14 protein-coding genes are annotated in these 15,482 nt (G+C 49.8%); all 14 read right to left on the bottom strand.

What is annotated here, in order from left to right:
* Positions 1-138 precede the first annotated feature (138 nt).
* On the bottom strand, positions 139-2,277 hold the full coding sequence (nrdD, locus tag K0335_RS08780) for an anaerobic ribonucleoside-triphosphate reductase (RefSeq protein WP_219393793.1): 2,139 nt from the start codon (positions 2,275-2,277) through the stop codon (positions 139-141).
* Positions 2,278-2,670: 393 nt separating this feature from the next.
* Positions 2,671-4,326, bottom strand: coding sequence for an alpha,alpha-phosphotrehalase (gene treC, locus K0335_RS08775; protein WP_046076416.1), 1,656 nt, complete (start codon positions 4,324-4,326; stop codon positions 2,671-2,673).
* Positions 4,327-4,376: 50 nt separating this feature from the next.
* Positions 4,377-5,798: a PTS trehalose transporter subunit IIBC gene (treB, locus tag K0335_RS08770; protein WP_072274311.1), complete on the bottom strand. Its 1,422-nt coding sequence runs from the start codon at positions 5,796-5,798 to the stop codon at positions 4,377-4,379.
* 118 nt (positions 5,799-5,916) lie between these two features.
* A complete protein-coding gene (gene treR, locus K0335_RS08765) occupies positions 5,917-6,864 on the bottom strand; it encodes a trehalose operon repressor TreR (protein WP_046076414.1) in 948 nt (315 codons plus the stop codon).
* A 122-nt stretch (positions 6,865-6,986) separates the two neighbouring features.
* A complete protein-coding gene (locus tag K0335_RS08760) occupies positions 6,987-7,442 on the bottom strand; it encodes a transposase (RefSeq protein WP_104919906.1) in 456 nt (151 codons plus the stop codon).
* A gap of 65 nt (positions 7,443-7,507) precedes the next feature.
* Positions 7,508-7,894 carry a 2-iminobutanoate/2-iminopropanoate deaminase gene (gene ridA / locus K0335_RS08755; RefSeq protein ID WP_000047539.1) on the bottom strand — a complete coding sequence of 129 codons (387 nt, stop codon included), beginning with the start codon at positions 7,892-7,894 and terminating at the stop codon, positions 7,508-7,510.
* A 71-nt stretch (positions 7,895-7,965) separates the two neighbouring features.
* Positions 7,966-8,427, bottom strand: a complete 462-nt coding sequence (gene pyrI / locus K0335_RS08750; protein ID WP_000148581.1) for an aspartate carbamoyltransferase regulatory subunit — start codon at positions 8,425-8,427, stop codon at positions 7,966-7,968.
* A gap of 12 nt (positions 8,428-8,439) precedes the next feature.
* Positions 8,440-9,375, bottom strand: coding sequence for an aspartate carbamoyltransferase (pyrB, locus tag K0335_RS08745; RefSeq protein ID WP_000013065.1), 936 nt, complete (start codon positions 9,373-9,375; stop codon positions 8,440-8,442).
* 35 nt (positions 9,376-9,410) lie between these two features.
* Entirely contained in the window at positions 9,411-9,512 is a 102-nt protein-coding gene (gene pyrL, locus K0335_RS08740; protein WP_032243432.1) for a pyr operon leader peptide, read from the bottom strand.
* A gap of 89 nt (positions 9,513-9,601) precedes the next feature.
* Positions 9,602-10,090, bottom strand: a complete 489-nt coding sequence (locus K0335_RS08735; protein WP_000666045.1) for an arginine repressor — start codon at positions 10,088-10,090, stop codon at positions 9,602-9,604.
* A gap of 125 nt (positions 10,091-10,215) precedes the next feature.
* Positions 10,216-11,619, bottom strand: a complete 1,404-nt coding sequence (locus K0335_RS08730; protein ID WP_104919907.1) for a YfcC family protein — start codon at positions 11,617-11,619, stop codon at positions 10,216-10,218.
* A 56-nt stretch (positions 11,620-11,675) separates the two neighbouring features.
* Positions 11,676-12,680, bottom strand: a complete 1,005-nt coding sequence (argF, locus tag K0335_RS08725; protein ID WP_160193819.1) for an ornithine carbamoyltransferase — start codon at positions 12,678-12,680, stop codon at positions 11,676-11,678.
* A 23-nt stretch (positions 12,681-12,703) separates the two neighbouring features.
* Entirely contained in the window at positions 12,704-13,636 is a 933-nt protein-coding gene (arcC, locus tag K0335_RS08720) for a carbamate kinase (RefSeq protein ID WP_104919909.1), read from the bottom strand.
* 10 nt (positions 13,637-13,646) lie between these two features.
* Complete coding sequence (gene arcA / locus K0335_RS08715; protein ID WP_046083064.1) at positions 13,647-14,867, bottom strand: arginine deiminase; 1,221 nt, start codon at positions 14,865-14,867, stop codon at positions 13,647-13,649.
* Positions 14,868-15,482 lie beyond the last annotated feature (615 nt).

Here is a 15,482-nt window from a genome sequence, read left to right as displayed (position 1 = left end):
CAGGCCTACAGCCGTTGCTACAGTCTGGAATTTGTAGGATTTGTAGGCCGGATAAGGCGTTTACGCCGCATCCGGCAATCAACGCCGGATGCGACGCTTTCACATCACATCCGGCATTTGCTTAGCGCAGAGTGAAGATCAACCTATCTGCCCATTTCCCAAATGTTTAACGCGGCGCTTAACTTCTTCCTGCTTGCCGGCGTTAAACGGACGCGCATCCGGGCTACCTAAATATCCGCACACGCGACGAGTCACCGACACACGGGAGGTGTCATGGTTACCACATTTCGGACAAGTGAAGCCTTTGCTGGTGCACTCAAACTCGCCGGTAAAGCCACACTCATAGCATTCATCGATCGGCGTGTTGGTGCCGTAATACGGTACATGCTGATAGCTGTAATCCCAGACATCTTCCAGCGCCTTCAGGTTGTGCTGAATGTTTGGATATTCGCCGTAGCAAATGAAGCCACCGTTCGCCAGCGGCGGGTAAGGCGCTTCAAAGTCGATCTTGTCGTACGGGTTCACCTTCTTCTCGACATCGAGGTGGAAACTGTTGGTGTAGTAACCTTTATCAGTCACGCCCGGCACCACGCCAAACTCCGCGGTATCGAGACGGCAGAAGCGGTCGCACAGGTTTTCACTTGGCGTGCTGTAAAGGCTAAAACCGTAACCCGTTTCTTCTTTCCACTGATCCACCGCCTGACGCAGACGTTCAACAATCGTGATACCTTTCGCGCGAAGCTGCTCATTGTCATACACATGCTTGCCGCCGAACAGCGCGTTGATGGTTTCGTGGATGCCGATGTAACCCAGCGAAATAGACGCACGACCGTTTTTGAAGATTTCAGAAACGTCGTCGTCAGCATTCAGACGAACGCCACAAGCACCTTCCATATAGAGGATCGGGGCCACGCGCGCTTTAACGCCTTCGAGACGAGCGATACGGGTCATCAGCGCCTTACGTGCCAGCACCAGACGTTCATCCAGCAGCTTCCAGAAGGTGGCTTCATCGCCTTTCGCTTCCAGCGCAATGCGCGGCAGGTTCAGGCTGATCACGCCGAGGTTGTTACGACCATCGTGGATCTGTTCGCCGTTTTCATTTTCCCACACGCCGAGGAAGCTACGGCAGCCCATCGGGGTTTTAAACGAACCGGTGACTTTCACTACCTGATCGTAGTTCAGGATATCCGGATACATGCGCTTGCTTGCACACTCCAGCGCCAGCTGTTTGATATCGTAGTTCGGATCGCCTTTTTTATGGTTCAGGCCATCGCGAATCGCAAACACCAGTTTCGGGAACACCGCAGTTTTGCGGTTTTTACCCAGGCCCGCGATACGGTTACGCAGGATAGACTCCTGAATCAGGCGAGACTCCCAGCTGGTGCCCAGACCAAAACCAAAGGTCACAAACGGTGTTTGACCGTTGGCGGTGTGCAGGGTGTTTACTTCGTACTCCAGCGACTGGAAGGCATCGTAGCACTCTTTGATGGTACGAGAGTTAGCGTAGCCTTCGGCGTCCGGGATGTTCCACTCTTCTGCGGTCTTGCGGTGTTTGTTGTAGCTGGCGGTGACAAACGGTGCCAGCACTTCATCGATACGGTTAATGGTGGTGCCGCCATAAATATGACTGGCGACCTGAGCAATAATCTGCGCTGTTACCGCGGTTGCCGTAGAGATCGACTTCGGTGGTTCAATCTCGGCGTTACCCATCTTAAAGCCCTGGGTCAGCATACCTTTCAGGTCGATCAACATGCAGTTGAACATCGGGAAGAACGGCGAGTAATCGAGATCGTGATAGTGAATATCGCCACGCTCATGCGCCTGCACCACGTCACGCGGCAGCAGGTGCTGACGTGCATAGTGTTTAGCCACAATCCCGGCCAGCAGGTCGCGCTGGGTTGGAATCACCTTGCTGTCTTTGTTGGCGTTTTCGTTGAGCAACGAGGCGTTGGTCTGCTCGACCAGACCACGGATCTCCTGATTCAGGCGACCGCGCTTTTCACGTTCAATGTCGCGATCGTGACGGTACTCGATGTAAGCACGAGCCAGTTGTTTGTATGGACCCGACATCAGCTGGTTTTCAACGGCGGTCTGGATCTCGTTGATATCCACCTGGCTGCGGCCCTGCATCTGCTCGCTGACAACCGCGGCAACAGTGGCGCAATAATCTGCATCATCGACTTCCGCTGCTTTAGCTGCACGCAGAATCGCTTCTTTGATGCGCTCTGATTTAAACGGCACTTTGCAGCCGTCTCGTTTCATCACATGCGGTGTCATGATCGCTCCATATTTTTAAGAACAGGTTATCCACAGAAATTGGGAAAGGTGTTTTCCGGTTTTTTCGTTTCGTTTTCCGGCGCTTTCCGCAATCGCCATCCGCTTATCCACAACGCCGCACCTTTTTCGTGGGGAGTTGTAGTAGCAATTATAGTCGATTAATACAACATATTGGGTCGGGGCGCATTTTAAAGTCTATATATAGTGCTTTGCATCAAGGATGTTTGAACTTTTTTTGATGTAGCTCAAAGTAAAAAGCAGAGCGTACGGATGACGGGCGCTACAGCGTTATGTAAATTTTTTAATGAATTTTTTGATTATAAAATCAACAAAAACAACATACTGAAAGGCAAAACCCCGGAATGACCAGTATTACCGGGGCTTAGCGGATACTTACTTCTGTAACCACCAGACGGCCTCAAAAGGCCGTAAAGTCATGGCACAGGGTTGTGCTGAGGCTTCTTCGTAGTTATGCATCACAAGCTGCCAGTTTCCGCGCATTTGCCCTGGCTGCCAGGGTTGGATCTCACGGCTAAGGTTGGCAATGACCAGCAAGGTTTGCCCCTTCCATTCACGGCGATAGCACCACAATACAGGGCTGTCTGGCAGCAGATCCTGGTAATTGCCCCATGTCAGGACGGCTTCTTGCTTACGCAGTGCGATTAACTTTTGGTAGGTGTAAAACACCGAGAACTCATCGGCCAGCGCAGCTTCTACGTTGATTTCTTGATAGTTATCGCCCAGGCCAATCCACGGTTCACCCGTTGTAAACCCGGCATTATCGCCGTTGCTCCATTGCATTGGCGTGCGACTATTGTCACGGGATTTACTGGCGAGGATTGCCAATAACTCGTCGGCGTCACGCCCATCGTTGCGCAGTTCGGCAAACATATTGAGGCTCTCCACGTCGCGATAGTCAGTAATGCGCGTGAAATGTGGGTTAGTCATGCCAATCTCTTCGCCCTGATAGATATATGGCGTTCCCTGCATGCCATGCAGCACCATCGCCAGCATTTTTGCCGCAGGTTCGCGGTAGTCCCCTTCATCACCAAAACGAGAAACAATGCGCGGCTGATCGTGGTTACACCAGAACAAGGCATTCCATGCCACGTTGTGCATTCCTTGTTGCCAGTGGCGGAACAATGCTTTCAACGCCACAAAGTCAGGTTTAGCCAGCGTCCATTTTTCACCACCGGGATAATCGACCTTCAGGTGATGAAAATTAAAGGTCATCGACAATTCACTGCCTGTTAGTGCCGCGTATCGCTGGCAATGCTCAAGGCTGGTGGAGGACATTTCACCCACGGTCATTAAACCGCGAGGCGTAAACACATCGCGGTTCATCTCATGCAAAAACTCGTGTGCTCGTGGCCCGTCGGTGTAGAAGCGACGCCCATCGCCATCCAGGTCATTAGGAAAATGCAGATCTTTAGAGATCAAATTCACTACATCCAGGCGTAACCCATCGACCCCGCGATCGGCCCAGAACTCACAGACTTTTTTCAGTTCTGCGCGTACCGTCGGATTCTCCCAGTTGAGATCCGCCTGTTCTGGTGCAAAGAGATGCAAATAGTACTGTTCGCTTTCTGCATGCCAGCGCCACGCACTACCGCCAAATTTTGAACGCCAGTTATTCGGTGGCGTTTCTGGTTCACCATCGCGCCAGATATAAAACTGACGGTAAGGGCTTTCTTTGCTCAGCGCCTCGCGAAACCAGGCATGTTGGGTAGAAGTATGATTAAACACCATATCGAGAATGATACGAATGCCGCGTGATTTCGCCTGCGTCACCATTTCGTCAAAATCGTCCAGCGTACCGTAAGTGGGATCTATCGCCGTATAGTTCGCTACGTCGTATCCGTTATCGACCTGGGGAGAGACATAAAAGGGGGTTAGCCAGATAGCATCGACGCCCAGGTTATGCAGATAGTCCAGGCGTTGGATAACGCCACGTAAATCACCGGTGCCGCTACCCGTGGTGTCCTGAAAACTCTTGGGATAAATCTGGTAGATAACGCCGTTTTGCCACCAGTGGGGAAGATTTGTCATTACGTTATTCCTGCAAATGCGAGGGGGGCGCAATTGCGCCCCGAAGAAAATTAAACAATGTCCAGCGTGCCCAGGCGGTATTTCCGCTGGTAGATAAACGAGGTGAGTACAATCGGGATGATGATGGCGATAGCCATTGCCAGCGCAAACACTTGCCAGTAGCTCGGTTGAATAGAGAGAATTCCCGGCAGGCCGCCTACGCCGATGCCATTCGCCATAACGCCGTTCAGACCACATAGCAATCCTGCCAGACCAGAACCAATCATCGCGCACAGCATCGGGAAGCGATATTTCAGGTTGATGCCGTACATTGCAGGCTCAGTGACCCCAAGCCAGGCGGAGATAGCGGCAGGTACGGAGATCTCGCGTTCATTGCTCTTGCGGCTGGAAATGATAATGCCTATCACGGCGGAGCCCTGAGCGATATTCGACAGCGCAATAAGCGGCCACACTGGCGTGCCACCCATGCTTTGAATCATCTGCAAATCTATAGCAAGCGTGGTCTGGTGTACGCCGGTGATCACCAGCGGTGCGTAAAGGAAGCCAAACAATGCCGCACCAATGGGGGCAAAGCTGCCGGTCATCAGGTGACGTACCGCAAAGGCAACGCCATCGCCAATCATGCGACCAAACGGACCGATCAGCGCATGGGCGAGGAAGACCGCGAGGATCAGCGAACAGACCGGCACCACCACCAGATAGAGGTAATCCGGCACGATACGCTTAAGGCGAGTTTCTATAACGCCCAGCGCCAGCCCGGCTAACAGTGCCGGAATAACCTGTGCCTGATAGCCCACTTTGGCGATGCTGAACATGCCAAAGTTCCATACTTCCGGTAGCTGCTGCCCGAGCAGATAAGCGTTCATCAACTGTGGGGAAACCAGCGTCACGCCAAGCACGATACCGAGGATCGGCGTGCCGCCCATTTTTTTCACCGCTGACCAGCAAATTCCGACCGGCAGGTAGAAGAAGATCGCTTCACCGATCAACCATAGAAAATCGTAGATCGTTTGCAGGGAAGGGTACATTTGCGCCAGCGTTTGACCGTTGCTCATGGGCAAATCGCCGATCACATTGCGAAAACCGAGGATCAAACCACCACTAATCAACGCGGGCAGCAGCGGGAAGAAGATCTCCGCGAAATGAGAGATCAACTGCTCATGCCATTTCATATTCTGCCGGGCGGCTTTTTTCACCTGCTCTTTATCAACCTGCGCCTGTCCGGTCGTCGCTATCAGCGCTTGATAGTAATCACCCACGTTGGTGCCTATTACCACCTGAAATTGCCCGGCATTGGTGAAACAGCCTTTCACCATGGGGAGTTGCTCAATCTCTTTCGGTCTGGCATTGGCCGGTTGGTTGAGGACAAAGCGCAGGCGAGTAATACAGTGGCTCACCGTCGCAATATTGCCGCGCCCTCCGACCAGTTCAATCAACCGCTCGATATCCGTTTGGTTTATTTTGCTCATCATAAAGCCCCATGGCAGATGACATTTTTGGTTGGCTGCAGAATATAGTGCGCGGAAAAATTTCAAAACGGGAACGTTCCCGAAACGCAGCGAAGATCACAATTTATCGTTCAGGAAACGATCAGGACAGGGTGGCGGGGATGATGATTTGTTGCGGTTCGCTGCGCCCGGTTACCTGCGCAATTAACTGGCTGGCCGCCTGGCGTCCGGCTTCGGCGTAACCTGGGTCAACGGTGACGATCTCCGGATGGAGGAATTTCATTAACGGTGTATTACCGACGCTCGCCAGTTGCAAGGTGTCGATGCGTTGCTCTTGCAGGTATTTACTTGCGCCAAGTGCCAGCGTGTCGGTTGCGCACAGTAACGCGGTGGTTTCAGGGGTAATCACTTTTGTGACATTCTCATAACCTTGCTTCATCGCAAGGCCTGGCAGAGCGGCGACAGGATGAAGTTTATGCGCTTTGCAGAACGCCAGGTAGGCTTCGTGACGTCGCTTACCAGTCGTCACGTCACTGTGCGGCACGCCGAGATAACTGATATTACGATGCCCCTGGTCATACAGCCGTTGCATCAGGATTTTGATTGCCCCTTCGTCGTCATAACAGACCGAAGCAAAGCCTTTTGCGTCACGTGCCAGCAGAACCAGCGATGACTGCCAGTGGGCTAACATGTCTTCGGTTATGCCGGTAAAACCGAACAGCACTACGCCGTCGATATTACGCCGTTTCAGCACCCCCAAATGTTCGGCAACTAATTGCGGAGAAAACTGACTTTCCATCATGATCGGGTCGTAACCTTGTTCATAGAACGCTGGCAGCATGGTTTGGACGGCGAGATTTTCTGACAACGAATCCAGACGGGTCACGATGATGGCGACGACTTTATCGCTTTGCCCACGCATCGCGCGTGCGGAGCGGGAAGGGGAAAATCCATGCTGATTCATCACTGCTTCCACGCGCTCGCGCGTGCGCTGACTCACGCCGCTTTCGTTATTCAGCACCCGGGAAACCGTAGATTTCCCCACGCCGCTTAAGCGTGCGATGTCTATGATAGTCAGCCGATTTTGCATCCTGTTATCCCGTAACGTGTTGTTTAATTATTTGAGCCTAACTTTACCCGCGCATTCAGCAATGGGCAAAGTCTGGTTTATCGTTGGTTTAGTTGCCACCGGGTATTATATCGGTATGACTGCTACGAAAATATCTGAACAAAAAAATAAATTACTGCAAAAATAAAAAAACAAATAAACGTCCAACTTAAATTATAAAGGGCGCTATGGCTTTTATTAATAGAACGAGAGAGATAGATGTCTTCTTTTTTAATGTGTCTGCCAGAGATGTTGCGATACTCGCGGATATAATAAACACAATAGATTAATAAAGGCGGAATTACCCATCCACCTGTAGGTTTGTCAAATATAAGAGTCAGTAGAACAGCGATAGCAAAGAAAACCAGAAAGACGATTTGCGCTTTGGATTCTGTTTTTTTTAATTCGCTTCTGATGCCTTCAGTGTGCTGTTCTTGCCAGCGCCGCAGCGTGCTAACGCTAAATTGATAGTGTTCACATAGCTCCTTATTAGACGCCCCCTCTTTTGACTGCTGTAAAATTTCAGCGATTTGTTCGTCAGTGAAACGGGGTTTAGCCATCTTCAACCCTCCCTGGTTGAATCAGATAACCCAGGCGCAATACCTGGATTATCTTTCAGTAGAGATTAGCGACGAACAGCGATCGCTTCGATCTCAATCTTCACGTCTTTAGGCAGACGGGCAACTTCAACGCAAGAACGTGCCGGGAAGGTGGCGTTGTGTTCGGTGAAGAAGGCTTCGTAAGTAGCGTTTACGGTTGCGAAGTCGTTCAGATCTTTCACAAACACGGTAGTTTTAACGATGTCGCCCACTTTCAGGCCAGCCGCTTCAACGATCGCTTTTACGTTATCCAGCGACTGACGTGCCTGTGCTGCGACGTCTGCCGGTACTTCGCCCGTTTTCGGATTTACCGGGATCTGACCGGAGGTGATGATCATATTGCCCAGATCAACGCCCTGTACGTAAGGACCGATAGCTGCCGGTGCATTTTCCGTCGCGATAGTTTTGCTCATGATTTCTCCTGAATTCAGTGGTAAAAAGTCCCGGTTATTATAGGGAGCCAGACTTTTATTACCAACCGCAATTAATTGGCCAGTACCACATTATGGGAAAACTCTTTTTCACAGTATTTGCATTTGAGCGCGATGTCATTGGCGCGTTTTCGTACTGCAAAGCTGGAAGAAACTGGTTCTGCATGGCTGATACAGTTGCTGTTCGGGCAGACCAGCACATTGTCGATGCGCTCCGGCAGGCTGGGGCGCGATTTACCCACCACTTCATAGTTGTCGATACGGTTAACCGTGGCTTGTGGCGCATACAAAGCCAGTTGGTCTACCTGATCTTCACTCAAAAAGGTATTTTCGATTTTGATCAGATCCTTACGCCCCATCTCACCAGAAGGCAGATTGAGGCCGATGGTAATACGCTGATCAGTCTCGGTAAGTTTGAACAAGGACAATAATTTGAAACCGATCTGCGCAGGGATATGGTCAATTACCGTGCCGCGTTTAATAGCTTCAACCTGCAATTTATTATCGTGTGTCATCTCTATTTCCCCTTACAGTACCAGATCGCGATTCAGAACCAGTGCCAGTAACGCCTGGCGAGCGAAAATCCCGTTGCCTGCTTGCTGGAAGTACCAGGCGTGCGGCGTTTTATCAACATCGGTGGCAATCTCATCGACACGCGGTAGCGGATGCAGCACTTTCATATTGGTTTTGGCGTTGTGGAGATCGCTGGCGCGAAGAACAAACTGCGCTTTCACGTTGGCGTACTCGGACGGGTCCAGGCGCTCTTTTTGCACTCGGGTCATGTACAGAATGTCCACTTCCGCCATCACTTCTTCAATGGAGCTGTGCAGACTCCAGGCGATCCCTTTTTCATCGAGCATATCCAGAATATATTGCGGCATTGCCAGCGCGTCCGGCGCGATGAAGTAAAAACGGTTGCCGTCGAACTTCGCTAACGCCTGGGTCAGGGAGTGAACGGTGCGGCCATATTTGAGGTCACCGACCATCGCAATGTGCAGATTGTCCAGACGCCCCTGGGTTTCCTGAATGGTGAACAAGTCCAGCAAGGTTTGCGTCGGGTGTTGGTTGGATCCATCACCGGCATTCAGCACCGGTACATTGCCGGAAAACTCAGTCGCAAGGCGTGCAGCCCCTTCCTGCGGATGGCGCATAACAATCGCATCAACGTAGGTACTAATTACCGAAATGGTATCTGCCAGCGTTTCGCCCTTTTTGCCAAGCGAGGTATTCGCGCTGTCAGAGAAGCCCACCACGCTGGCGCCCAGGCGGTGCATTGAGGTTTCAAAAGAGAGACGGGTACGGGTTGAGGCTTCGAAGAAGCAGCTGGCAATCACCTTATGCTTCAACAACTCTGGTTGTGGATTTGCTTTTAATTTCGCCGCTGTCGCCAGTACCAGATTAAGTTCATCTCGACTAAGGTCGTTTATGGAAATGATATGTTTTTGATATAGCGGATTAGCCATTTTTATCTCCTGACGCCTGGGCAAAAAAAAGCCCCTCAATTGAGGGGCTTTGTTTGGATGATCAACGGAAAGAAAAACGGCAGGCCTGCGCCCTTTTTCAGACGCGGTAAGACAAATTGTCGAACACACTGAGCCATATTTCCTCCCGGCAAATTGCCCGGCATTATACTCAGCTCTCAGAGAGGATCAAGAAGATGATGCAGTTATAAAGCAAGGCAAACGGTTATCATGAGTAAATATTCAATTTTAATAAATAATTAATCTGCTTGTGCACCAGGGCTGTGCGCTTCACCACACGTGGTGCGACCCAAACGATATTGCTGCCAGCAATCACGCCAAGAATTTCTGGCAAAGCATGGAAATCAAGGATTCGCGCTACTGCCCGACCATATCCGGCGACGGTATGGATAAGGATAAATTCACCATTATGCTCAACACTCAGGACCATTTCAGCGACGGATCGACCTGCGTCAGGTGTGGGAAGTAATTGAGGATTCACCGAATAAATTTTTTGTCCTTTTGTATTTCTAATTTTTATGACTCCCAGCAATTTCAGTAGTCGTGAAACGGTTGACTGACTGATACTGTCAAAGCCATGGTTTTGCAAATCGCGGCGGATTTCCTCCTGCGAAAGATAACTTTTTTCGGTAATCAGGCGCTGACAGACCGCCAGTTGCTTCTTTTCTTTGGCGGAGTAATCATCGTATTCCTTCATAGTGCACCTTTTATTTATTATTAATATCAATGTCCTGATGATATTTTTCACATTTTAAAATGTGAGAGTGGCTCATTTATCACTACACCAGATTTGAAGGCCGCTTTGATAAGCGGCCTGTCGCGTTAAATCATCGCGGCGATACTCAGCACAATCATATTCAACATCGTGAGAATCAGCAGTAGCGGTGCGACCCATTTCAGATAACGGACCCAGGGAACACGGGCAATCGCCAGACCGCCCATCACTACCGCAGAGGTTGGCGTAATTAAATTAACCACCCCGGAAGCGGACTGATAAGCGGTTACCACCAGATCGCGTTGTACATGAGCAAAATCAGCGAGTGGAGCCATTATTGGCATCGTTAACACTGCAAGGCCGGAAGATGAGGGAACCAGAAAAGAGAGCCATACTTCCAGCCAATAGGTCACGTTGATGAAAACAGTGGTGGAAAGCCCTGAGACCAGATTCTCCGCACTGTGCAGAATTGTGTGCGTAATCATGCCGTTATCCATCACGACCACAATACCGCGGGCGATGCCGATAATCAGTGCCACACCAAGGAGATCCCGCGCGCCGTCAATAAAGGTGCTGGTGAAGGTTTCTTCGCCCATGCGGGCAATGACACCCACGATAACCGCAGCTGCCAAAAAGACAGCAGAGATTTCCGCCATCCACCAACCCAGTACCGCTACGCCGTAAATCATAAAGGCAAAGGATGCAGCAAAAAGTATCAGGATTGCTTTGCGCGTGGGGGTAAATTCCAGCATCGTTTCTGAACGATTTCCCAGAAAATGCGCCTGGTTTTCAGCCATCTTATCCGCCACGATAGAGCTTTCCGGGCTATTGCGAACTTTGCGGGCATAACGCATAACCCAGTAAACACAAATCACGTAGCCTACTAACAGCAAAATAACACGCAGCAAAATGCCCTGAGTAAAGGGGATCCCGGCGGCGTTGGCAGCAATGACGGTAGCAAATGGGTTAATGGTTGAGCCCAGCGTGCCAATGCCCGATCCCAATAACACGGTGGCGGCAGCGACCAGAGGATCAAAGCGGGCAGCCATCATGACGGGTACCAGCAACGTGTAGAAGGGGAGTGATTCTTCCGCCATCCCATAAATTGTACCGCCAGCAGCGAAGAGCGCCATCAGGATCGGAATCATCCACTCTTCCCGACCATTAAGGTGAGTTGTCACTCGTTCGATACCGGCATCTATTGCCCCGGTTTTATTTACTACTCCCAAAAATCCACCGATGATCAGGACAAACAGCGCGACATCAATCGCTCCCGCAGTGTAGGTTTGATGGTTGTACAAGCCGTCGATGGGCGCTAACAGGACAGCAGTAATACCCTGTGGTTGTGCCTCAACAGGTGCGTAAGTGCCTGCAACAGGAACTTCCTTTCCCAGTGCGGCATTTGTCACCATCTGATATTTTCCCGCAGGTACAACCCAGGTCATTGCCGCAACTAACGCAATCAGCACGAACAAGATGGTATAAGCGGTGGGAAATTTGAATTTACCCATAATGTGATCTCCATAATCACGGGCATACGCCACTCGTCGACGTATGCCCGTCAGGGTTAGTCGCCGAGAGTTGCTACCATCACCGCTTTAATGGTGTGCATCCGGTTTTCTGCTTCATCGAAAACAATGGAGTGGGCAGATTCAAAAACCTCTTCAGTAACTTCCAGTCCTTTGAGGCCGTAGGCCATCTCGATCTCGCGCCCTACTGTGGTGTGCTCATTATGGAAGGCGGGCAGGCAGTGCATAAATTTAACTTCAGGGTTACGCGTGGCAGTAATCACCTGTTGATTGATCTGATAAGGTGTCATCAGACTCACTCGTTCTGCCCAGGCTTCTTTTGGCTCTCCCATAGAAACCCAAACATCCGTATAGAGAAAATCAACGTCGTATACGCCTTCTTCCACATCCTCTGTCAGGGTGATTCTCGCCCCAGTCACGCTGGCGATCTCACGGCATTGTGTTACCAGCGCTTCATCAGGCCAGAAAGATTTTGGTGCCACCAGACGGATATCCATCCCCATTTTTGCAGCACCAACCATCAGCGAGTTCCCCATGTTATTTCGGGCATCACCAAGATAGGCAAAGCTCAGCTCTGGCAGCGTTTTGCCTGGCGCATGCTCCAGCATGGTCATTAAATCCGCGAGGATCTGTGTCGGGTGAAATTCATTGGTCAGTCCGTTCCATACCGGAACACCAGCGAACTCACCTAATTCTTCAACGATATTCTGACCATAACCGCGATACTCAATACCGTCATACATGCGTCCGAGTACGCGAGCGGTATCTTTCATTGATTCTTTATGGCCGATTTGTGAGCCGCTGGGGCCGATGTAAGTCACCTGCGCACCTTGATCAAAGGCCGCGACTTCAAAGGCACAGCGGGTACGGGTAGAGGATTTTTCAAAAATCAACGCAATGTTTTTACCGACCAGCGTTTGTTTTTCGTTTCCAGATTTCTTGGCGGCTTTAAGATTGATAGCCAAATCAATCAGGTATTGAATCTCTGCAGGGGTGTAATCAAGCAGCTTAAGAAAATTACGGTTTTTCAGTGAAGTATCCATGGGTATGTCCTTATAAAAATAGATCAAGCGTGGTTATGGGTGGTATCAAGGCGAATAAGAGTGCCTTTGTCTCCGGCGAGAATTTCCGGACCATCTGCAAGAGAGCCGATCCCCGCAATGCCCTGGCACTGACTAACAAACTTTGCGCAGGCGGTGACTTTCGGCCCCATAGACCCGGCATCAAATTGCATTTCGTTGAGTAATTCCGGCGTGACCTGGGCCAGCGGGCGTTGGGTTGGCTTGCCCCAGTCGAGATATACTGCGTCCGCATCAGTGAGGATCAACAAGGCGTCAGCATGGATCTGACTTGCCAGTAGCGCGGCTGAAAGGTCTTTGTCGATCACCGCTTCAATCCCATGGTATCCATCGGCTTTTTCAACCACTGGAACACCACCGCCACCATTACAGATCACCAGATGATCGTGGGCGATCAGTGTCTGGATGGCATCCTGCTCGACGATGCGTTTAGGCTGTGGAGAAGGTACGACCCGGCGGAAAGAGTGGCCATCTGCTTTGAAAATCCAGCCTTTTTCTGCCTGTAGTACCTGAGACTGAGCATGGTCATAAATTGGGCCGATGTACTTAGTTGGGGTATTGAAGGCAGGATCGTTGGCATCCACTTCAACCTGCGTCAGCAACACGCTGATCTCACGTTGTGGTAGTTGATTTTTCAGCGCCTGTTGTAGCATGTAGCCGATCATCCCCTGGCTTTCGGCCCCCAGAATGTCGAGTGGATAGGGAGCGACATGGGCATAGGCGCTGTTTTGAAGTGCCAGAAGTCCAACTTGTGGGCCATTCCCGTGAACCAGTACAACCCGCCAGTGTTGAGTCAGTTGGGCGATAGTTTTAGCCGCAAGATCGATATTTTTACGTTGGATTTCTGCTTCGAGTGGTTCGCCTCGTTTAAGCAGGGCATTACCGCCGAGAGCGATAACCAGTGTTGGTTTGTTTTCCATGATGTCTTCCTTAGATACCGTCACGATGCAAAGGGCAGCTCATGCAACGTGCGCCGCCACGTCCGCGGCCTAATTCATCACCGGGGATGGGTAAAACAGTGATGCCTGCTTTGTCATATTTTTCGTTAGTCCAGATGTTGCGCTCGTAGCCCACTACCACGCCCGGCCGAAGCGTGAGCACATTGTTAGCGTCATTCCACTGTTCGCGTTCTGCCTCAAAGGCATCACCACCCGTGGTGATTAAACGTACCTGGTCAATACCGATGGCTTTTTCGATAGCATGGAGGAGTGTGCTTTCTTGAGTACGTTTCAGGCCGCCGTGACCGTCAGGCGTTAGCGTCCAGCAATTAACATCCGGGCGCACAACTTCGGGATAAACCGAGAAGGTGTCGATATCGATATGAGTCATAACGGTGTCAAGATGCATACAGGAGCGGTGTTTAGGCAGTTCAACAGCGATCACCCGTTCAGCCTGACGATGTTTAAACAATGCCTGAGCAAGAAACTCGATTCCTTGTGGCGTGGTGCGTTCAGACATGCCGATCAACACGGCCCCCCGACCAATCACCAGCACATCACCACCTTCTAACGTGGCGTGGTCATAATTAATATTCTCGTCGCCGAAATATTTAATAAATTCGCCGCCAGCAAATTGTGGATGCCAGCGATAAATAGCGCGTAGATTATTGGTTTCACGTTGGCGAGCAGGTTTTGCCATTGGATTAATAGATACACCGTTATAAATCCAACATGAGGTATCACGCGTAAATAAATGATTCGGTAACGGCTTCATAATGAAATCATTAATATCGTGGGTATCAACCACCATATTTTTAATTGAGGCGGGAATTTCACCATAAGTCAGCCCACCACTTAAATGACGAGCAAGGTCCCGGTGTGACATCTCTGCAAGCCAGGCGCGAACGTCAGTAGCAAACGTAGGGCCGAGTCGGTAATCTGAGATTTGCGTTTCCAGTAACCAGTTTTTGGCTTCCGTGATATCTAATGTTTGTGTTAGTAAATCAGTGAGTAAAAGAACTTCTATCCCTTGCTGGCGCAGCGTGTTGGCGAAAATATCATGCTCTTCACCTGCCCGCTCAACGGACAATACATCGTCAAATAACAACTCCTGGCAATTGGATGGTGTTAGACGTTTCAGACTGAGATTTGGGCGATGCAACATAACGCTGCGTAGTTGTCCAATTTCAGAACCAACATAATGCTTTTCCATCATTATTCCTTTAACACTTTTTCAAAAATAAAGAGGAGATGGCTGCAAACAAATTAAATGCTTGTAGTCAGGTCTGTTCAGTAATTTTCAGATGCAATGATTCAGTTTATTTCTTCCAGGAAATGTGACGACTTTCACACCAGCGGGGATATTAACAATCGAAGTTAATAATATTTGATGCGGTTCGGATAAATGATAAAAAGACAAAATACGATAATGCATTAATACGCAAATATACGCAGAGTTATTCTTCGTTGTTAATTGATTGTTTTATTTTGAGGAAATGTGTTTGAGTATAACGCATTGATATTTATGTATATTTTAATATTTATTGCATATCTATGCGAAAGGATAAGGTGATTATTTTTCACAGCAAGATTTTCACGGGATAACTATGACAGCACGGACATTAAAAGCTAAGAAAATGAACTGTGATCTGACTGAGAGTTTTCTTTTAACGTATGCAATAACAAGGTATTAGGACCAAAACACATAGCTAAGTTATAAGATTTATGCAGCAAAATTGCATACAAAATTACTCATGCTTAACATCAGTACAACATCTCCAGCAATAAACATGCGCAAGGGCAAAACCTGATGATTTTGCTGTGGTGA

Origin of the sequence: Escherichia sp. GZ89 (assembly GCF_019366485.1) — a bacterium.
In the GTDB taxonomy this organism is placed as follows: Bacteria; Pseudomonadota; Gammaproteobacteria; order Enterobacterales; family Enterobacteriaceae; genus Escherichia; species Escherichia fergusonii.
Note: the sequence above shows the minus strand (reverse complement) of the source record. Positions and strands in the feature narration are given on the sequence as shown.

What these genes read in the sequence shown, in the direction of transcription:
- nrdD (WP_219393793.1), bottom strand. Translation starts at nt 2,277, where the DNA reads ATGACACCGCATGTGATGAAACGAGACGGCTGCAAAGTGCCGTTTAAA.
- treC (WP_046076416.1), bottom strand. Translation starts at nt 4,326, where the DNA reads ATGACAAATCTTCCCCACTGGTGGCAAAACGGCGTTATCTACCAGATT.
- treB (WP_072274311.1), bottom strand. Translation starts at nt 5,798, where the DNA reads ATGATGAGCAAAATAAACCAAACGGATATCGAGCGGTTGATTGAACTG.
- treR (WP_046076414.1), bottom strand. Translation starts at nt 6,864, where the DNA reads ATGCAAAATCGGCTGACTATCATAGACATCGCACGCTTAAGCGGCGTG.
- K0335_RS08760 (WP_104919906.1), bottom strand. Translation starts at nt 7,442, where the DNA reads ATGGCTAAACCCCGTTTCACTGACGAACAAATCGCTGAAATTTTACAG.
- ridA (WP_000047539.1), bottom strand. Translation starts at nt 7,894, where the DNA reads ATGAGCAAAACTATCGCGACGGAAAATGCACCGGCAGCTATCGGTCCT.
- pyrI (WP_000148581.1), bottom strand. Translation starts at nt 8,427, where the DNA reads ATGACACACGATAATAAATTGCAGGTTGAAGCTATTAAACGCGGCACG.
- pyrB (WP_000013065.1), bottom strand. Translation starts at nt 9,375, where the DNA reads ATGGCTAATCCGCTATATCAAAAACATATCATTTCCATAAACGACCTT.
- pyrL (WP_032243432.1), bottom strand. Translation starts at nt 9,512, where the DNA reads ATGGCTCAGTGTGTTCGACAATTTGTCTTACCGCGTCTGAAAAAGGGC.
- K0335_RS08735 (WP_000666045.1), bottom strand. Translation starts at nt 10,090, where the DNA reads ATGAAGGAATACGATGATTACTCCGCCAAAGAAAAGAAGCAACTGGCG.
- K0335_RS08730 (WP_104919907.1), bottom strand. Translation starts at nt 11,619, where the DNA reads ATGGGTAAATTCAAATTTCCCACCGCTTATACCATCTTGTTCGTGCTG.
- argF (WP_160193819.1), bottom strand. Translation starts at nt 12,680, where the DNA reads ATGGATACTTCACTGAAAAACCGTAATTTTCTTAAGCTGCTTGATTAC.
- arcC (WP_104919909.1), bottom strand. Translation starts at nt 13,636, where the DNA reads ATGGAAAACAAACCAACACTGGTTATCGCTCTCGGCGGTAATGCCCTG.
- arcA (WP_046083064.1), bottom strand. Translation starts at nt 14,867, where the DNA reads ATGGAAAAGCATTATGTTGGTTCTGAAATTGGACAACTACGCAGCGTT.